The sequence below is a fragment of the Streptomyces sp. NPDC037389 genome (assembly GCF_040636475.1).
GTDB lineage: Bacteria > Actinomycetota > Actinomycetes > Streptomycetales > Streptomycetaceae > Streptomyces > Streptomyces hesseae.
In genome coordinates, this window is record NZ_JBEZUS010000009.1 from 175287 (window position 1) to 191072 (window position 15786).

The 15786-nt window shown below is 69.2% G+C and carries 13 protein-coding genes; 8 read left to right on the forward strand and 5 right to left on the reverse strand.

The genetic code is table 11. From position 1 onward, the window contains the following. Positions 1 to 100: 100 nt before the first annotated feature. From AB0E98_RS21410 to AB0E98_RS21445, 8 genes are all read left to right on the forward strand, one after another. Positions 101 to 2224 carry an alpha/beta fold hydrolase gene (locus AB0E98_RS21410; RefSeq protein WP_361704862.1) on the forward strand — a complete coding sequence of 708 codons (2124 nt, stop codon included), beginning with the start codon at positions 101 to 103 and terminating at the stop codon, positions 2222 to 2224. Between the two features lie 221 nt (positions 2225 to 2445). Continuing rightward, the gene (locus tag AB0E98_RS21415; RefSeq protein WP_361704864.1) at positions 2446 to 3468 is read left to right on the forward strand and encodes an ABC transporter permease; all 1023 of its coding nucleotides are present in this window, start codon (positions 2446 to 2448) and stop codon (positions 3466 to 3468) included. An 81-nt stretch (positions 3469 to 3549) separates the two neighbouring features. Continuing rightward, the gene (locus AB0E98_RS21420) at positions 3550 to 5349 is read left to right on the forward strand and encodes an ABC transporter substrate-binding protein (RefSeq protein ID WP_361704866.1); all 1800 of its coding nucleotides are present in this window, start codon (positions 3550 to 3552) and stop codon (positions 5347 to 5349) included. Positions 5350 to 5429: 80 nt separating this feature from the next. Continuing rightward, the gene (locus tag AB0E98_RS21425) at positions 5430 to 6407 is read left to right on the forward strand and encodes an ABC transporter permease (RefSeq protein WP_361704868.1); all 978 of its coding nucleotides are present in this window, start codon (positions 5430 to 5432) and stop codon (positions 6405 to 6407) included. Positions 6408 to 6447: 40 nt separating this feature from the next. Beyond that, the gene (locus AB0E98_RS21430; protein WP_361704870.1) at positions 6448 to 7473 is read left to right on the forward strand and encodes an ABC transporter ATP-binding protein; all 1026 of its coding nucleotides are present in this window, start codon (positions 6448 to 6450) and stop codon (positions 7471 to 7473) included. Between the two features lie 11 nt (positions 7474 to 7484). Next, positions 7485 to 8537: an oligopeptide/dipeptide ABC transporter ATP-binding protein gene (locus AB0E98_RS21435; protein ID WP_361704873.1), complete on the forward strand. Its 1053-nt coding sequence runs from the start codon at positions 7485 to 7487 to the stop codon at positions 8535 to 8537. Positions 8538 to 8704: 167 nt separating this feature from the next. Beyond that, the gene (locus tag AB0E98_RS21440; protein ID WP_361704875.1) at positions 8705 to 8830 is read left to right on the forward strand and encodes a cittilin family RiPP precursor; all 126 of its coding nucleotides are present in this window, start codon (positions 8705 to 8707) and stop codon (positions 8828 to 8830) included. Between the two features lie 87 nt (positions 8831 to 8917). Beyond that, positions 8918 to 10243: a cytochrome P450 gene (locus AB0E98_RS21445; RefSeq protein ID WP_361704878.1), complete on the forward strand. Its 1326-nt coding sequence runs from the start codon at positions 8918 to 8920 to the stop codon at positions 10241 to 10243. 43 nt (positions 10244 to 10286) lie between these two features. On the opposite strand, the gene AB0E98_RS21450 is transcribed toward AB0E98_RS21445, so the two are convergent. The 5 genes from AB0E98_RS21450 to AB0E98_RS21470 form a co-directional block, all read right to left on the reverse strand. Further along, entirely contained in the window at positions 10287 to 11480 is a 1194-nt protein-coding gene (locus AB0E98_RS21450; RefSeq protein WP_361704881.1) for a type II toxin-antitoxin system HipA family toxin, read from the reverse strand. Further along, on the reverse strand, positions 11470 to 13107 hold the full coding sequence (locus AB0E98_RS21455) for a DUF262 domain-containing protein (protein WP_361704884.1): 1638 nt from the start codon (positions 13105 to 13107) through the stop codon (positions 11470 to 11472). Before AB0E98_RS21455 ends, AB0E98_RS21450 begins: the two co-directional genes overlap by 11 nt. Before the next feature lie 52 nt (positions 13108 to 13159). After that, positions 13160 to 13570, reverse strand: coding sequence for a hypothetical protein (locus AB0E98_RS21460; RefSeq protein WP_361704887.1), 411 nt, complete (start codon positions 13568 to 13570; stop codon positions 13160 to 13162). A 141-nt stretch (positions 13571 to 13711) separates the two neighbouring features. Further along, the gene (locus tag AB0E98_RS21465) at positions 13712 to 14806 is read right to left on the reverse strand and encodes a dipeptide ABC transporter ATP-binding protein (RefSeq protein WP_361704889.1); all 1095 of its coding nucleotides are present in this window, start codon (positions 14804 to 14806) and stop codon (positions 13712 to 13714) included. After that, entirely contained in the window at positions 14787 to 15782 is a 996-nt protein-coding gene (locus tag AB0E98_RS21470) for an ABC transporter ATP-binding protein (RefSeq protein ID WP_361704891.1), read from the reverse strand. The genes AB0E98_RS21465 and AB0E98_RS21470 overlap by 20 nt, the downstream gene beginning before the upstream one ends. Between the last annotated feature and the right edge of the window lie 4 nt (positions 15783 to 15786).

The following is a 15786-nucleotide window of genomic DNA, read 5'->3' on the forward strand; positions in this document are numbered from 1 at the left end:
TGCGCGTGCATGACTCGGAGCACAGGAGCAAACACGGGGCGCACGGCGAGTTCTCGCCGTCTTGGGTGAACCCGGTGGTAGGGCCCGTAGGCTCCCCCGCATGACCGGACAGCTCTCGTTTCCCCGTCAGCACGCCCGTACTCAGCGCTTCACCCTGGGCGCGCCCCGTTCCTTCAGCGTCTCCCCGGACGGCACACGTGTCGTCTTCCTGCGCTCCCGCGCGGGCACCGACCGGGAGAACGTCCTGTGGGTGCTGGATCTGGAGGAGGGCCGGGAGTATCCGGCCGCCGACCCGTACGCGCTGCTGGAAGGCGCGGACGAGGAGCTGTCCGCCGAGGAGCGGGCACGTCGCGAGCGCAGCCGCGAGGGGGCGGCGGGCATCGTGGCGTACGCGGTTGACGCCGCGGTGGAGGTGGCCGCGTTCGCGCTCTCCGGACGGCTGTTCTCCGCCGAGCTGCGGAGCGGCACGGTCCGGGAGCACCACGTCCCGGGCCCGGTGAGCGACCCCCGGCCGTCCCCCGACGGCCGGCACGTGGCGTTCGTCGCGCACAACTCCCTTCAGGTGGTGGAGGTCGGCGGCGACGACCACGGCCGGGTCCTGGCCGAGCCGGACGGGGAGACCATCTCCTGGGGGCTGGCGGAGTTCATCGCGGCCGAGGAGATGGACCGTTCGCGCGGCTTCTGGTGGTCGCCGGACAGCGACGCGCTGCTGGTCGCCCGCGTGGACGACGCGCCCGTGCGCCGCTGGTGGATCGCCGACCCGGCCCACCCGGAGGCGGCGCCCGCCGAGGTCGCCTACCCGGCGGCCGGCACCCCCAACGCGGAGGTGTCGCTCTCCCTGACGGGCCTGGACGGCACGCGGACGGACATCGAGTGGGACCGCGAGCGCTTCCCCTATCTCGCGCGGGTGCACTGGTCGGCCGACGGGCCGCCGCTGCTGCTCGTCCAGGCCCGTGACCAGCGGACCCAGGTGTACCTGGCCGTCGACACGGCCTCCGGGGCCACGCGGGTCCTGCACACGGACGAGGATCCGAAGTGGCTTGAACTTTTCGACGGCGTGCCCGCGTGGACGCCCGCCGGGGAGCTGCTGCGGATCAGCGACGAGAGCGGCGCCCGGGTCCTGATGACCGGCGACCGGGCGCTGACGGGACCGGATCTTCACGTTCTGGCGGTGCTGGACATCGGGGAGGACGACGTCCTGATCTCCGCCTCCGCCGGAGCGGGAGCCTCCGATCCGGAGCTGGGCGAGGCCCATGTGTACCGGGTCGGCGGGCGGGGCGTGGAGCGCGTCTCGGAGGGCCGGGGCCGGCACTCGGCGGTCCGTACGGGCGCGGTGACCGTCCTGGCGTCGGCGGACCCGGAGCGGCCCGGGACGGAGGTCCGGGCGCTGCGCGACGGCAAGCAGATCTCCTCCGTGGTCTCCCACGCCGAGACGCCGGTCCTGGCCGCCCGGCCCCGCTTCGTCGGGGCGGGCGCCCGCCGGATCCCCACCGCCGTGCTGCTGCCGAGCGGTTACCGGGAGGGCGACGGCCCGCTGCCGGTGCTCATGGACCCCTACGGCGGGCCGCACGGGCTGCGCGTCGCCGCCACGCACAACGCCCATCTGACCTCGCAGTGGTTCGCCGACCAGGGCTTCGCGGTCGTCGTCGCGGACGGCCGGGGCACCCCGCACACCTCGCCGGCCTGGGAGAAGGCCGTCCACGAGGACTTCGCGGGCGCCACCCTGGACGACCAGGTGGAGGCGCTGCACGCGCTGGCTGAGGAGTTCCCGCTGGACCTCGGCCGGGTGGGCATCCGCGGCTGGTCGTACGGCGGCTATCTGGCGGCCCTCGCGGTGCTGCGCCGCCCCGACGTCTTCCACGCCGCCGTGGCGGGCGCGCCGGTCACCGACTGGCGGCTGTACGACACCCACTACACCGAGCGCTATCTGGGCCTGCCCGAGGAGCGGCCGGAGGTGTACGCGCGGAACTCCCTGGTCACCGACGACGGTCTGTCGTCGCCGGCGGATCAAACCCGTCCGCTGATGATCGTCCACGGTCTCGCGGACGACAATGTGGTCGCCGCGCACACCCTGCGGCTCTCCTCGGCGCTGCTGGCGGCGGGCCGTCCGCACGAGGTGCTGCCCCTGTCGGGCGTGACGCACATGACCCCGCAGGAGCAGGTGGCGGAGAATCTGCTGCTGCTCCAAGTTGACTTCCTCAAGCGGTCGTTGAAGATCAACTGACCCTCCTGGGGTGACACCGGGCGCGGCGTGCTCGACCTGCTGTCAAGCACGCCGCCACCTCAATACGCACAACCTTCGCTCAAGATGCGGCAGAAGACCGCATCCCACGCACCGGCCCCCTTGACTGCACCGCGCGCCCATTGCGAAAGTCCGCTCAGCTCACCCGTGTTGGTGATTGCCACTAGTGGCCGTGGTGACGAGAGTTGCGGGGGATGTGCGCGATGACGAGTCCTTCCCAGAGCCCTTCCGAGGCGCCTCCCCCGGCCTCCCCATCCGCCGAGGCCGCCGTCGCGGGAACGGCCGGGCTCGTGGGCCGATCGCCCGGGCAGCTGATGTGGCGGCGCTTCAGACGCGACCGCACCGGCGTCGTCTCCGCCTGGATCGTGCTGTTCTTCTTCGTGGTCGCGGTGGCGGCCCCGCTGATCTCCCTGCTCTACGGCAAGGACCCCACGACGACGTACGGGCTCAACGAGACCGGGCTGCTCAATCAGTACGGTTATCCGGTCCGGCCCAACGGCGGGATCTCCGGGGAGTTCTGGTTCGGCATCGAGCCGACCCTGGGCCGCGACGTGCTCACCCAGCTCGTCCACGGCATCCGCACCTCGCTGCTGATCGCCGCCGCGGCCACCGTGCTGTGCGTGGTCACCGGCATCGTCGTCGGGGTGACCGCCGGGTACGTCGGCGGCCGGACCGACTACTTCCTGGGCCGCTTCATCGACCTGCTGCTGGCCTTCCCGGCCCAGCTGTCGTTCGTCGCCTTCACGCCCGTCGTCTACTCCCTCTTCGTCAGCCCCGGCAAGGAGACCCCCACCTATCTGCGGGTGATCACCCTGATCCTGGTGCTGTGGGTGCTGGGCTGGATGGGGCTCGCGCGGCTGTTGCGCGGACAGGTGCTCAGCCTGCGGGAACGGGAGTTCATCGAGGCGGCGAAGGTCACCGGCGCCTCGCCCTGGCGGATCATCACCAAGGAGCTGCTGCCCAACCTCTGGACGCCGATCCTGGTGCAGGCGACGCTGATGCTCCCCACCACCGTGACGGTCGAGGCGGGGCTGTCCTTCATCGGCGTGGGGATCCTGGAGCCCACACCCGACTGGGGCCGGATGTTCGCCAACGGTGCCAAGTATTACGAAAGCGACATCACCTATATCTTCTTCCCCGGGCTCGCGATGATCGTCTTCGTGGTCGCCTTCAATCTGCTCGGGGACTCGGTCCGGGACGCCTTCGACCCCCGGACCCGACGCTGACGGCCCACCGGCCACGCGTCACCGCCATGGCATGTCACGATCCGTCCGGCGAACAGGCAGGTGCAGCGATCCATGACTCGAATGTCAAGGTCCCTCAGGTCAAGAGTCCGGCTCTCGGCCGTCGCCGTGGCGGCGGGCGCGGTGGTGCTCTCCGCGTGCAGCAGCGGAGGCGGTGGCGGCGGGGACGGTGACAAGAGCCAGGGGCCGGGCGAGGACAAGACCAGGTCCGCCAACTACTCCATCGGCACCAAGGCCGACTCCACCGGCCCCGCCCCCGAGGTCCAGGGCGCCAAGAAGGGCGGCACGGTCGGCGTCCTCCAGCGCGACGCCTTCAACCACCTGGACCCGGGCCAGATCTACTACATCGACGTCCTCACCAACCAGATGCTCTACAACCGCACCCTGACCTCCTACAAGACGGACGACAAGGGCCGGGTCAAGATCGTCGGCGATCTGGCCACCGACGCGGGCACGGCCTCGGACGGCGGCCGCACCTGGAAGTTCACCCTCAAGGACGGCCTGAAGTTCGAGGACGGCTCGCCGATCACCGCCAAGGACGTCCGCTGGGGCGTCGAGCGGCTCTACGCCTCCTTCGAGACGGACGGCCCCCTCTACATCCCGCAGTGGCTCTCCGGCGACGGCAACGACTTCCGCAAGGCGCTGCCCGACGGCCCCTACAAGGGACAGCACCTGCCGGCGTCCGTCCTGGACACCCCGGACGACAAGACGGTGATCTTCCACTTCCGCGCGCCGCACGCCGACACCCCCTTCGCCACCGCCATGCCCAACATCGGCCCGGTCAAGGCCGAGAAGGACACCCAGCAGAAGTACGACAACGCGCCCTTCTCCTCCGGGCCCTACAAGGTCGGCGACTACAAGGTCGGCAAGTCCCTCACCCTGGTGCGCAACGAGCACTGGGACGCGAGGACGGACCCCATCCGCCACCAGTACGCGGACAGGTTCGAGATCAGCTTCGGCCACCAGTACACCGACTCCACCCGGCGCTTCCTGGCCGACCAGGGCGCCGACAAGAACACCATGTCGTTCAGCAACGCCGTCGCCCCGGAGATGACGGAGAAGGTCCTCGCCCAGCCCGACACCAAGAACCGCCGGCTGCTGGAGATCCAGCCGTACGTCGACTACATCAGCTTCAACACCGACCGCCTCAAGGACGTGCGGGTCCGCAAGGCGCTGGCCTACGCCATGCCCAACGGGCAGATCCTCCAGCAGAACGGCGGGGCGACCGCCGGGGTGATCGCCACCAACTTCCTCTCCCCCGCCATGGACGGCTACCAGCCGACCGACCCCTTCGGGAAGAAGGCCAAGCCCGCCGGCGACCCGGAGAAGGCGAAGGAGCTGCTGAAGGAGGCCGGAAAGCTCGGCCAGGAGGTCGTCTACGCCTACGCCAACACCGACGTCCAGCAGAAAGTGCAGGTCGTGGTCGTCCAGGCCCTGGAGCGGGCGGGCTTCAAGGTGCAGCGCAAGGAGATCGACTCCAATGTCTGGCGCACCGAGATCGCGAAGGTGAAGAACGACTACGACCTCTACCGCACCTCCTGGGGCGCCGACTGGCCGGTGTCCTCGACCGTCGTCCCGCCGCTCTTCGACGGCCGCCAGATCGCCGACGGCGCCCAGAACTACGGCCACCTCGACGACTCCAAGGTGAACGCGGAGATCGACCGGATCAGCGCCCTGCCCGACGTCAAGCAGGCGGCCCCCGCGTGGCAGAAGCTCGCCGACAAGATCCTCACCGAGGACGTACCGGGCGTGCCGACCTTCTACAACAACCAGTTCTCGCTGTGGGGTTCCAACCTCGGCGGGATCAAGTACCACCCGGTGTACGGGAGCGTGGACCCGACCGCCGTGTTCGTGAAGCAGTGACCGCGGGGCGGGACGGGCCCCGCGCCCGTCCCGCCCTCCCCCTTCCCCTCCCCGGACGCCTGACGAAGAACGCGAGCGCCATGCTGAGATTCCTCGCCCGCCGAACCCTCGGCGCGATCGTCATCATCCTGCTGATCAGCGCGATCACGTTCTTCCTCTTCTTCGCGCTGCCCGCCGAGCCCGCCCTGATGTCCTGCGGCAAGAACTGCACCGCCGACTCCCTCGCGGTGATCAACAAGAACCTCGGCCTCGACCAGCCCGTGCCCGTCCAGTACTGGCACTACATGGTGGGCCTCTTCGCCGGCCGCGACCTCACCGTCGGCCACTGCCCGGCCCCCTGCTTCGGCTACTCCTTCTCCAACCAGCAGCCGGTCTGGGGCACGATCGTCGACCGCTTCCCCACCACGCTCTCCATCACCCTCGGCGGCGCGGCCGTCTTCCTGACCGTCGGCGTGGGCATCGGCATGCTCGCCGCCGCCTTCCGGGGCACCTGGATCGACAAGGCGGTCAGCTCCCTGTCCCTCCTCGGCAACGCCCTCCAGATCTACTTCGTGGGCGTCATCGCGCTGGCTGTACTGGTCAGCGGGCTCCACTGGATGGACAACCCCGCCTACTACCCGATCACCGACAACCCGGTGAAATGGTTCACGGGCATGATCATCCCCTGGCTGGTGCTCTCCATCATCTTCATCGCCAACTACAGCCGGATGACCCGCTCCCAGATGATCGAGCAGCTCGCCGAGGACCATGTGCGCACCGCGCGCGCCAAGGGCCTCGGCAGACGCGCGGTCTTCTTCCGCTACGCGTGGCGCGGGGCGATGGCGCCGATCGTCACCATCTTCGGCATCGACCTGGGCTCGCTGTTCGGCGGGGCGATCATCACGGAGTTCACCTTCAGCCTCCACGGGCTGGGGCGGCTCGCGGTCTCCTCCGTCAGCGAGACGGACCTGCCGACGCTGATGGCCGTGATGCTCGTCGGCTGCACGGCGATCGTCATCGCCAACATCGTCGTCGACGCGGCGTACGCGTTCATCGACCCGAGGGTACGGCTGGCGTGACCGAGGGCGAGCCCCGGACCCGACCTGGAGAAACCGACACGTGACCACCACCCGGCCCTTCCTCGCCGTCAAGAACCTCCGCATCCGCTTCGCCACGGAAGACGGCACCGTCCACGCCGTCGACGACCTCTCCCTCGAACTCCACCACGGCCGCACCCTCGGCATCGTCGGAGAGTCCGGCTCCGGCAAGTCCGTCACCGGGCTCGCCGTGCTGGGGCTCCACGAGCCGCGCAGCACCGCGATCGAGGGCGAGATCCTCCTCGACGGCCAGGAGATGACCGCCGCCCCCGAGTCCGTCCTGGAGAAGCTCCGCGGCGACAAGGTCGCGATGATCTTCCAGGACTCGCTCACCGCCCTCTCGCCCTACTACACCGTCGGCCGGCAGATCGCCGAGCCCTTCCGCAAGCACACCGGCGCCTCCCGCCGCGACGCGCGCCTGCGCGCGATCGAGATGCTGGAGAAGGTCGGCATCCCCAACGCCGCGCTGCGCGTGGACGACTACCCCCACCAGTTCTCCGGCGGGATGCGGCAGCGCGCGATGATCGCCATGGCCCTGGTCTGCGACCCCGAACTGCTGATCGCCGACGAGCCGACCACGGCCCTCGACGTCACCGTCCAGGCGCAGATCCTCGATCTGCTGGGGGACCTCCAGCGGCAGTCCGGTTCGTCGATCATCCTCATCACCCACGACCTGGGCGTCGTCGCCAACACCGTCGACGACCTGCTGGTGATGTACGCGGGCCGCGTCGTCGAGCGCGGCCCGGTCCGCGAGGTGCTGCGCGAGCCCTATCACCCCTACACCTGGGGCCTGCTGGGCTCGATGCCGCGCCTCACCTCGGACGTGGACGCGCCGCTCACCCCCATCCCCGGCACCCCGCCGAGCCTGCTGGCGCCGCCGCCCGGCTGCCCGTTCCGGCCGCGTTGCGCGTACACCTCCCTCGTCGGGGGTGACCGGTGCCGAACGGAACGCCCGGAGGCGCCGGCGGGCCGCGGAGCCGCCTGCCATCTCACGGCCGGACAGCGGCAGACCGTCTTCACCGAGCAGATCAGGCCCCGACTGGGCTGAGGAGCACCTTTATGACCCACAGCATTCCCCCGCAGGACGGCCGGCAGCCGCTGCTCGTCGCCGAGGGCCTGACCAAACACTTCCCGATCATGGGCGGTTTCCCGGTGAAGCGGAAGGTCGGCGCCGTCCAGGCGGTGGACGGGGTCGACCTGACCGTACGGGCCGGGGAGAGCTTCGGCCTCGTCGGCGAGTCCGGCTGCGGCAAGTCCACGACGGGCCGGCTGCTGACCCGGCTGCTGGAGCCGACGGCCGGCCGGATCCACTACCGGGGCGAGGACATCACCCACGCCGACCGCAGACGGCTGGCCCCGATCCGCTCCGAGATCCAGATGATCTTCCAGGATCCCTACTCCTCGCTGAACCCCCGGCAGACCGTCGGCAAGATCATCTCCGGGCCCATGGAGATCAACGGCATCGCTCCCCCGGGCGGCCGCGAGGCCCGGGTGCGCGAGCTGCTGGAGGTCGTCGGCCTCAGCCCCGAGCACTACAACCGCTTCCCGCACGAGTTCTCCGGCGGCCAGCGGCAGCGCATCGGCGTGGCCCGAGCGCTGGCGCTGGAACCCAAGGTGATCATCGCGGACGAGCCGGTGTCGGCCCTGGACGTCTCCATCCAGGCCCAGGTGGTCAATCTACTGGCCCGGCTCCGGCGCGAACTGGGCATCGCGTTCCTGTTCATCGCGCATGACCTGGCCGTCGTACGGCACTTCTCCCAGCGCGTCGCGGTGATGTACCTCGGCAGGATCGTGGAATCCGGCGACCGCGACGACATCTACCGCCGCCCCCGCCACCCGTACACCCACGCGCTGCTGTCGGCGGTGCCGGAGGCGACGGACGCCGACGAGAGGCGGGTGGGGGCACCTCCCGGCGGTAGCCGGGGGAGGATCCGGCTGACCGGGGACGTCCCCTCCCCGATCCTGCCGCCGTCCGGCTGCCGATTCCGTACGCGCTGCTGGAAGGCGCGGGAGAAGTGCGCGGAGGAGGTGCCTCCGCTGGTGCCGGCCGAGGGCGACGGGGAGGGGCATCTGACCGCGTGCCACTTTCCCGAGTTCCGGCCCGGCCCGTAATGAGAGGCTCCGGGTTACGGTGAAGGAGCGCGCGAAACCGGCGCACAGCAAGCGGAACACCACCCGCCGAACCATGCGCGCGGGATTCCTGTCAACTCTTGTTATCCCAGAGGCACATGCCTACTGTCTCCCCCATCGCAGAGCGGTGGTGGCCACACCAGGAAGCGATGCCTCAAGGAATCGACGAGCTCGAGAAGGAGGTGCACGCCATGCGCAAGATGATCCTCACCGGGGCCCTTTTCGCCCGGCTCACTCGTAAGGACCGTCTCACCCTGCCGTACTCGTACTACTAAACCGGCACGGTGACCTCAACCGGTGGCCGCGGCAGCGATGCCGCGGCCACCGGCCTTCCGTCCACCGACCGAACTGACGAGGCGTCCATGACCACCGCCGCTTCCCCCGGCACCGGCGCCGGCATCCCGGGCCCGGGCGGGGACAAGTACCTGGGAAATCTCCACGCGTTCAGCACGGACCCGCTCGGCTTCCTGACCGAGTGCTCCCGCACCTACGGGGACGTGGTGCGGCTCGGCGCCAACAATGTGCTGCTGACCTCGCCGGGCGACGTCGAACGGATGCTGGTCGACCGGAACGCGAAGTTCTCCAAGGCCAGCGCGGACACCCGGCGCGGCTCGCGCCGCCAGGGCTTCCCGCTGTCGACCATGAACAGCGACGGCGCCACCTGGCAGGCCAAACGGCACCGGATGCAACCCGCCTTCGGCCGCAAGCTCTCCACCAAGGCGGCCGAGATCGTCGCCGACCAGGGCGAGCGCATGCTCGCCGGCTGGCGCCCCGGCGCCTCTCGTGACCTCCAGGCCGACGTCTCCGTGCTGACACTGCGGCTGGTGACGTCGCTGATGTTCGGCGACGAGTTCGGCGAGGAGGACACCGCCGAGATCGCCCGGCTGGTCTCCCCCATCATGGACCTGTCCACCTCCCCCGTGCTGCTGCCCGAGTGGGTGCCCACCCCGCGCAAGCTGCGCATCCGGCGCTCGATGGCCCGCGTCGACCGCACCCTGCGCGCACTCGCCGCCTCCCCCGCGGCCGCCGACCCCGACCGGGCGCCCGTCCTCCACGCGCTCGTCCACGGCGACCCGCCCCCGACCCCGGACGAGCTCCGCGACGAGCTCGCCACCCTGATCATGGCCGGGTTCGAGACGACGAACGACGCCGTCGTCTGGACGAGCGTCCTCCTCGCCCAGCACCCAGAGATCGCCGAACGGGTACGGGCGGAGGCCGAGGCCGCCTTCGCCGCCACCCCGGCCGGGCTCGCCCGCATGGAGGCCCTGCCGTACACCAACGCGGTGGTCCGCGAGTCCCTGCGGCTCTACTCGCCGGTCTGGCTGACCAGCCGGGACGCCATGGAGGACATGGAGTTCAGCGGCCACCTGATCCCCGCCGGGACAACGGTGACCGTCAGCCAGTGGGTCGCCCACCGCGACCCCCGCCACTGGGAGGACGCCGAGGAGTTCCGCCCCGAGCGCTGGACGGGCAAGGGCCCGTCGGTGCCCCGCGGTTCGTACTTCCCCTTCGGCCTCGGGCCGCGTGTCTGCATCGGCGCGGCCGTCGCGACGACGGAGACGGTGCACATCGTCGCGGACATCTGGCGCCGCTACCGCCTGGAGCTCATCCGCCCCGAACGGATCCGGCCTCGACCGGCCTTGGCCTTGCAGCCGATGGGGGTGGAGGTCGTAGCGAGGGAGTGGTAACCGTCGCTCCGGACCTCCGGCCCGTTGGGCGACTCGGCCCTCTTCACCTGCTCAACAAGGGCAAGCTCCCCAGACGCTGACGGACGGATACCTCGACAAAGTCCGGAACGGGACAGTCCTGTCGCACCCCTGGCCATGCCGTCACCATTGCCTCCGCCGTCTCACGCACTGTGTCGACGACCTCCCGTGTGGACAGCCTGAGAGCCTGAGCCAGGGCAAAAAAGTTCTCAACGGTGATCACGTCGGGGTTGGTGGTGCCACCGAGCGGAAACGCGAGCCGGTGATCGGTTTCGGGATAGGCCGTGACACACACCAGGTCGTACGCCGGAGACAATCGTGCCCGCCTGCCGAACGGATAGCGCAACGTCCAGTTCTTCAGATGCGCGTCGGCATTGCCCATGACCACCATGGCGACCAGCCGGCGCACATACTCCACCGCGTCCTCAGGCGGGCACAGCGCGGCGATGGCACGGCCGATCCCCTCATAGCTCGCCTTGTCGTATTTAGCATCCGTCGCGACCTCGCGTACTTGAGCGAAGTCCTCCTGGTGCACCCGAGTACCGTCCACCCGGTCGAAGCGGCGTACGGCCAGGACCATGTCCGTGGGGCCGACCGCGCCCGCGGGCAGATTCTTCAGCTGCTCGCCCGTCTCAAGACGTGACTCGGGAACCTCGATCCCCGCTCGGGTGGCCCATTGCAGCATGGCGTACTCGTTCGCGGGTACGTCCGGAAACCTCTGGTCGGGGAGTTTGACCATCCAGTCGCCCCCGGCACCGGTTGCGGGCAGCACCAGCGCCTTGCCCTCGTAACGCATGGAGAACTTGGGCTGCACACCCGCGAAGGAGAACCTCAGCGCATGCTCGTGGCGGCATTCCTCGCTCCCCTCGTGATCAGGAAGACCATCAAGAGGAACATCCGGCACAACGCGTACCGCGCCCGGGAGATCGCCGCCTACATGGCACAGCAGCACGAAGTCGTGAATCCGCTTCTTGCCCAGAGAACGAGCGACCAACTGCCGCAGACCACTTCCCGCCTCGGGCAGAAGACCCGCGAACCACTCCGGCACTCCGCCGCTGGCCGACCGGCGCTTGCGCGGGTCCCGCTCGAAACCCTGCCCGAGAACCGGATGATCCGGGTTCAGGTCCTCGTAGTCGAACCAGGTGTTGCCCCGATGGTAGCCAAGCGTGCCGACCCTCCGGTCTCCCAGGAATACGGACGCTGTGACGTCACTCCGCATCATCGCCTCCCCACATGTCGGCGTCGAACCACGCCTCCGGCTCCGGGCCGTCGGTGAAACCCCACAAGGCCATGGACTGGACATGGTCTGCGATGATTCGGCCTGTGATTTCTGCCCGCCGGAGCAGAAAAGCGTCATCCTGCCGGTCCTTCAGCAGCTTCAGCGCCTCCGCGTCCACACAGTGCGAGTGGAGGGCAGCCTCGTCCTGATGGTCGAGCAACAGCTCCCGCGCCCCTGAGCCGCCCGCCGGATGGACAAGCCGTCCAGCCACCGACCGGTTACCGGCCGTGATCGACAGCAAGGGTGAAGCACCACTGTCCAGCAGGTCCACGAACAGCCGAGTCCGGTCGAGCCGCATCCCTCGGGAATAGTGATTCCCGTCCGGGTCCTCCACGTCGGCCAGAAGGACAGGGCGCGCCGACAGCAGACCCAGAACGTTGATCTTTGCCTGGGCCCGGTTCAGCGCGACCTGGGTGAGATCGGGCTGCCAGTGTTCTCCTCCCGGCGGGAGGAGAACAAGGAGCCTGTTCGCGCTGGCCACCGGATCTTCCTCGACGGCGCTCGCATTGCGCCGCAGCGCGACAGTGTTTCCCTGCGGTGTCGCGCCTCCGACGGACCCGCGCCAGATCCATCGGCGCAGCAATTCGGCCCCCCGCCCCTCGGGGCGGCCGAACAAGGCCACGTACCGGGTGAGGACGGGGACGAAGAGGGCGTACGGCAGAAGTCGAAGGTGGGGGATCCCGGCGTCCGTACGAAGAAAGTCGACTACCAGCCGCAGGGATTTTTCCGTCTGCGCGAAGGCACGGTGCCGGTCGGCGTCATCCTTGAACTCGTGCCGGAAATCACGATCCACCTTGCCACCCCGCACCGCCATCACGCTCTGCATGAGTATCTGCGCTGTGAAGTCACCGAACTCCAGCAGGGCGACACGCTCTCGTAGCGCCTCGATGTCCGACGGCTGCACGTCCAGCGGAGCGGAGTGCAGGGCCCTGAAGACTTCTGCTCGCTTGAGGCTCTTACCGGATGTGTTGATCCGGTCAAAGATCTCGGTCAAGGCCCGCTCGTCGTCGCCTTCGATCTCATACATGGGGATCTCGTAGGTACGGATGGCGGTACCCACCGCGTCACAGAGATCAAAGTCCTCTTCGGTGAGCCAAGGCCGTGCACGCTGCCATGAGAGCAGCCGGCGGTTGTCACCCGCCACCCACACAGGCAGCCAGTGATCGGCTGCACGGCGGGCATGAGGAGCCGACAGGAACTTCTTCTCCCGCAGGTCGTAGAAGATACGGAATCGGCGGTCCACGGTTTCATCCGATGCGGAAAGAGCGCCAAGAAGTGTGGTGAGACGCTGTTGCCCATCGACGACCCAAAGAGCGTCGAATCGTTCGGGGACGGAAAGCCTCAGTTCGCCCAGAGTCACCTCGTCCGCCGGAGCGGGCCTGTGCCACATCAGCAGATTACCGATCGGATAGCCCCGCAGAATGCTGTCGAAGAGGCGCTCGGCATCCGTCGCCTCCCAGCGGTACGAACGCTGGAATCGGGGAATCCGGATACGCCCGCTCCGCGCCCATTCGATCAGCTGGGGCGGAGCCACCCGGCTCACCTTCGGCTGAGTCACTCCCGCCATGATCCGCCTTCCGGAGCGTTCGCGTCGCAGGCCGGGCTCTGAGTCACTTGATTCATCGCAGCTCGCTCAGTCGGGTGCCGTCCTCCGTGAGGAACGCTCTCCAGCCGTTCTGCGGATTGCCCGCCAGAGCGGTCGCGGCACCGGACGGTGTGGTGTGGACACTGCCGTCCTCCAGCCGCAGATCACCGTTGTCGAGCACGACCACATGGTGTATCCGGCCGAGATTGCGGCGATGCCACACCAGCCTCTGGCCCGCGGTCAGCCGCCCGTCGGCCAGGAGCGGCGCAAGTGTCTGATCGCGGACAGTGCCACGTGAAGTCTTCTTCTCCGGAGCGGTGGCCGCATCATCACCCTCCAGGCCGAGAAGCCTGCGCAAGGTGCTGTTGGGCGTGTCGACGAACGGCTTCGCCAAGCTCTGGAGTTGGGCGAATACCTCGTCGTCGACCCGGATGGTACGCGTCATCGACTATCACTCCACAGGCATGCAACTGTGTCAGCTGCTCAGCATAGCTGAATCAGAGGTCCGTCCATATGCGGTTCGCAGAGGAATCCCTTCGCGACGGCGCCCCGCCCCCGCCGGCGTATCCGGCGGTGCCGAACAACCTCACGCGTCCCCGGAATCCGTCGGAACGACACTCCTCTCCGCGGCGAAGTGACAAGCCGACGGATGCGCCACCGCCCCTCCACCCCGAAACCACTCCGGCACCTCCAGCCCCGGCACGACCTCCGCACACTTCTCTCGCGCCTTCCAGCACCGCGTACGGAAACGGCACCCCGAAGGCGGGTCCGCCGGGGACGGAATGTCCCCGGCCAGCAGGATCCTCCCCCGGCTACCGCCGGGAGTTGCCCCCATGCGCCGCTCCCGCGCCAGCGGATCCGGTACCGGCACAGCGGAGAGCAGCGCCTGCGTGTACGGATGCGTGGGGTGGTCGTAGATCTCCCGGTCCGTTCCCACCTCCGCGAAGCGCCCGAGGTACATCACCGCGACCCGGTCGGAGATGTGCCGCACCACCGACAGGTCGTGCGCGATGAAGACGTACGACAGCTCGAACTCCTCCTGGAGCCGCGCCAGCAGGTTGACCACCTGTGCCTGCACCGAGACGTCCAGCGCCGAGACCGGCTCGTCGGCCACGATCACCTCGGGCCGTAGCGCCAGCCCCCGCGCGATGCCGATCCGCTGCCGCTGGCCCCCGCTGAACTGGTGCGGATAGCGGTTGATGTGCTCCGGACTGAGCCCGACCACGTCCAGGAGCTCCCGCACCCGCTGCCGCCGGCTGCCCTTGGGCGCGGCCTCGGGGTGGATCTCGAAGGGTTCCCCGACGATGTCGCCGACCGTCATACGGGGGTTGAGCGAGGTGTACGGGTCCTGGAAGACCATCTGGATGTTGCGGCGGACCGCCTTGAGCGCACGCCCGGACAGGCGGGTGATGTCCTCGCCCTTGTAGAGGATCCGCCCTGCGGTCGGCCGCTCCAGGTGGACGAGCAGCCTGGCGACGGTGGACTTGCCGCAGCCGGACTCCCCCACGATGCCGAGCGTCTCACCGCGCCGCAGTTCGAAGGAGAGGTCGTCCACGGCGTGGACGGCGCCGACCTGTTTCCTGAAGAGGATGCCCCGGTGCAGCGGGTAGTGCTTGACCAGGTCCCGTACCTCAAGGATCGCCTCTCCCCCGGCTCCTGCCTCAGCCTTTACCGGACTCACCGAGGGTCTCCTTCCAGAAGTGGCAGGCGCTGCCGCGCCCCGGGGCCACGTCGAACAGCGGTGGCCGGTCGGTGCGGCAGATGTCCTGGGCCAGGGGGCAGCGCGGATTGAAGGGGCAGCCGGGCGGAATGGCGGTCAGGCTGGGCGGCATGCCCTTGATCGCGTAGAGCTCCCGGCCCTTGCGGTCCAGGCGGGGGATGGAGTCGAGCAGGCCCTTGGTGTACGGGTGGGCGGGCGCGGCGTACAGCTCGCGCACGGGGGCGGTCTCGACGATGCGGCCCGCGTACATCACCGCGATCCGGTCGGCGACGTCGGCGACGACGCCCAGGTCATGGGTGATCAGGATGAGCCCCATGTTGTACTCGCTCTGCAACTCCGCCAGCAGGTCCATCACCTGGGCCTGGACGGTGACGTCCAGGGCGGTGGTCGGCTCGTCGGCGATGATCAGGTCCGGCTCCAGGGCCAGCGCCATCGCGATCATGATGCGCTGACGCATACCGCCCGAGAACTGGTGGGGGTAGTCCCCGACGCGCTCCTTCGCCGCCGGGATGCGGACCCGGTCCATCAGCTCGATGGCCCGGGCGCGGGCGTCCTTGCGGGTCATGCCCTCGTGGACCTCGTACATCTCGCCGAGCTGGGCGCCGACGGTCATCACGGGGTTCAGCGCGGAGAGCGCGTCCTGGAAGATCATGGCCAGCTTGGCGCCGCGGATCCGGCGGCGGTGCTCCTCGCCCATGGTGAGCAGGTCACGGCCGCGGAAGAGGACCTCACCGCCGGTGACCCGGCCGGGCGGCGAGTCGAGGATGCCCATGACGGCCTGCGCGGTCACGGACTTGCCGGAGCCGGACTCGCCGAGCACCGCCAGGGTCTCACCGGCGTCGACGAAGTAGCTGACGCCGTTGACGGCCTGGGCCACCCCGTCCCGGGTGCGGAACTCCACGCGCAGGTCGCGTACGTCGAGCAGTGCAGTCGTCATATCG

Excerpts from the sequence above, each read along its gene's own strand:
- AB0E98_RS21410 (WP_361704862.1), top strand. The coding sequence starts at position 101 with ATGACCGGACAGCTCTCGTTTCCCCGTCAGCACGCCCGTACTCAGCGC.
- AB0E98_RS21415 (WP_361704864.1), top strand. The coding sequence starts at position 2,446 with ATGACGAGTCCTTCCCAGAGCCCTTCCGAGGCGCCTCCCCCGGCCTCC.
- AB0E98_RS21420 (WP_361704866.1), top strand. The coding sequence starts at position 3,550 with ATGTCAAGGTCCCTCAGGTCAAGAGTCCGGCTCTCGGCCGTCGCCGTG.
- AB0E98_RS21425 (WP_361704868.1), top strand. The coding sequence starts at position 5,430 with ATGCTGAGATTCCTCGCCCGCCGAACCCTCGGCGCGATCGTCATCATC.
- AB0E98_RS21435 (WP_361704873.1), top strand. The coding sequence starts at position 7,485 with ATGACCCACAGCATTCCCCCGCAGGACGGCCGGCAGCCGCTGCTCGTC.
- AB0E98_RS21440 (WP_361704875.1), top strand. The coding sequence starts at position 8,705 with ATGCCTCAAGGAATCGACGAGCTCGAGAAGGAGGTGCACGCCATGCGC.
- AB0E98_RS21445 (WP_361704878.1), top strand. The coding sequence starts at position 8,918 with ATGACCACCGCCGCTTCCCCCGGCACCGGCGCCGGCATCCCGGGCCCG.
- AB0E98_RS21450 (WP_361704881.1), bottom strand. The coding sequence starts at position 11,480 with ATGCGGAGTGACGTCACAGCGTCCGTATTCCTGGGAGACCGGAGGGTC.
- AB0E98_RS21455 (WP_361704884.1), bottom strand. The coding sequence starts at position 13,107 with ATGGCGGGAGTGACTCAGCCGAAGGTGAGCCGGGTGGCTCCGCCCCAG.
- AB0E98_RS21460 (WP_361704887.1), bottom strand. The coding sequence starts at position 13,570 with ATGACGCGTACCATCCGGGTCGACGACGAGGTATTCGCCCAACTCCAG.
- AB0E98_RS21470 (WP_361704891.1), bottom strand. The coding sequence starts at position 15,782 with ATGACGACTGCACTGCTCGACGTACGCGACCTGCGCGTGGAGTTCCGC.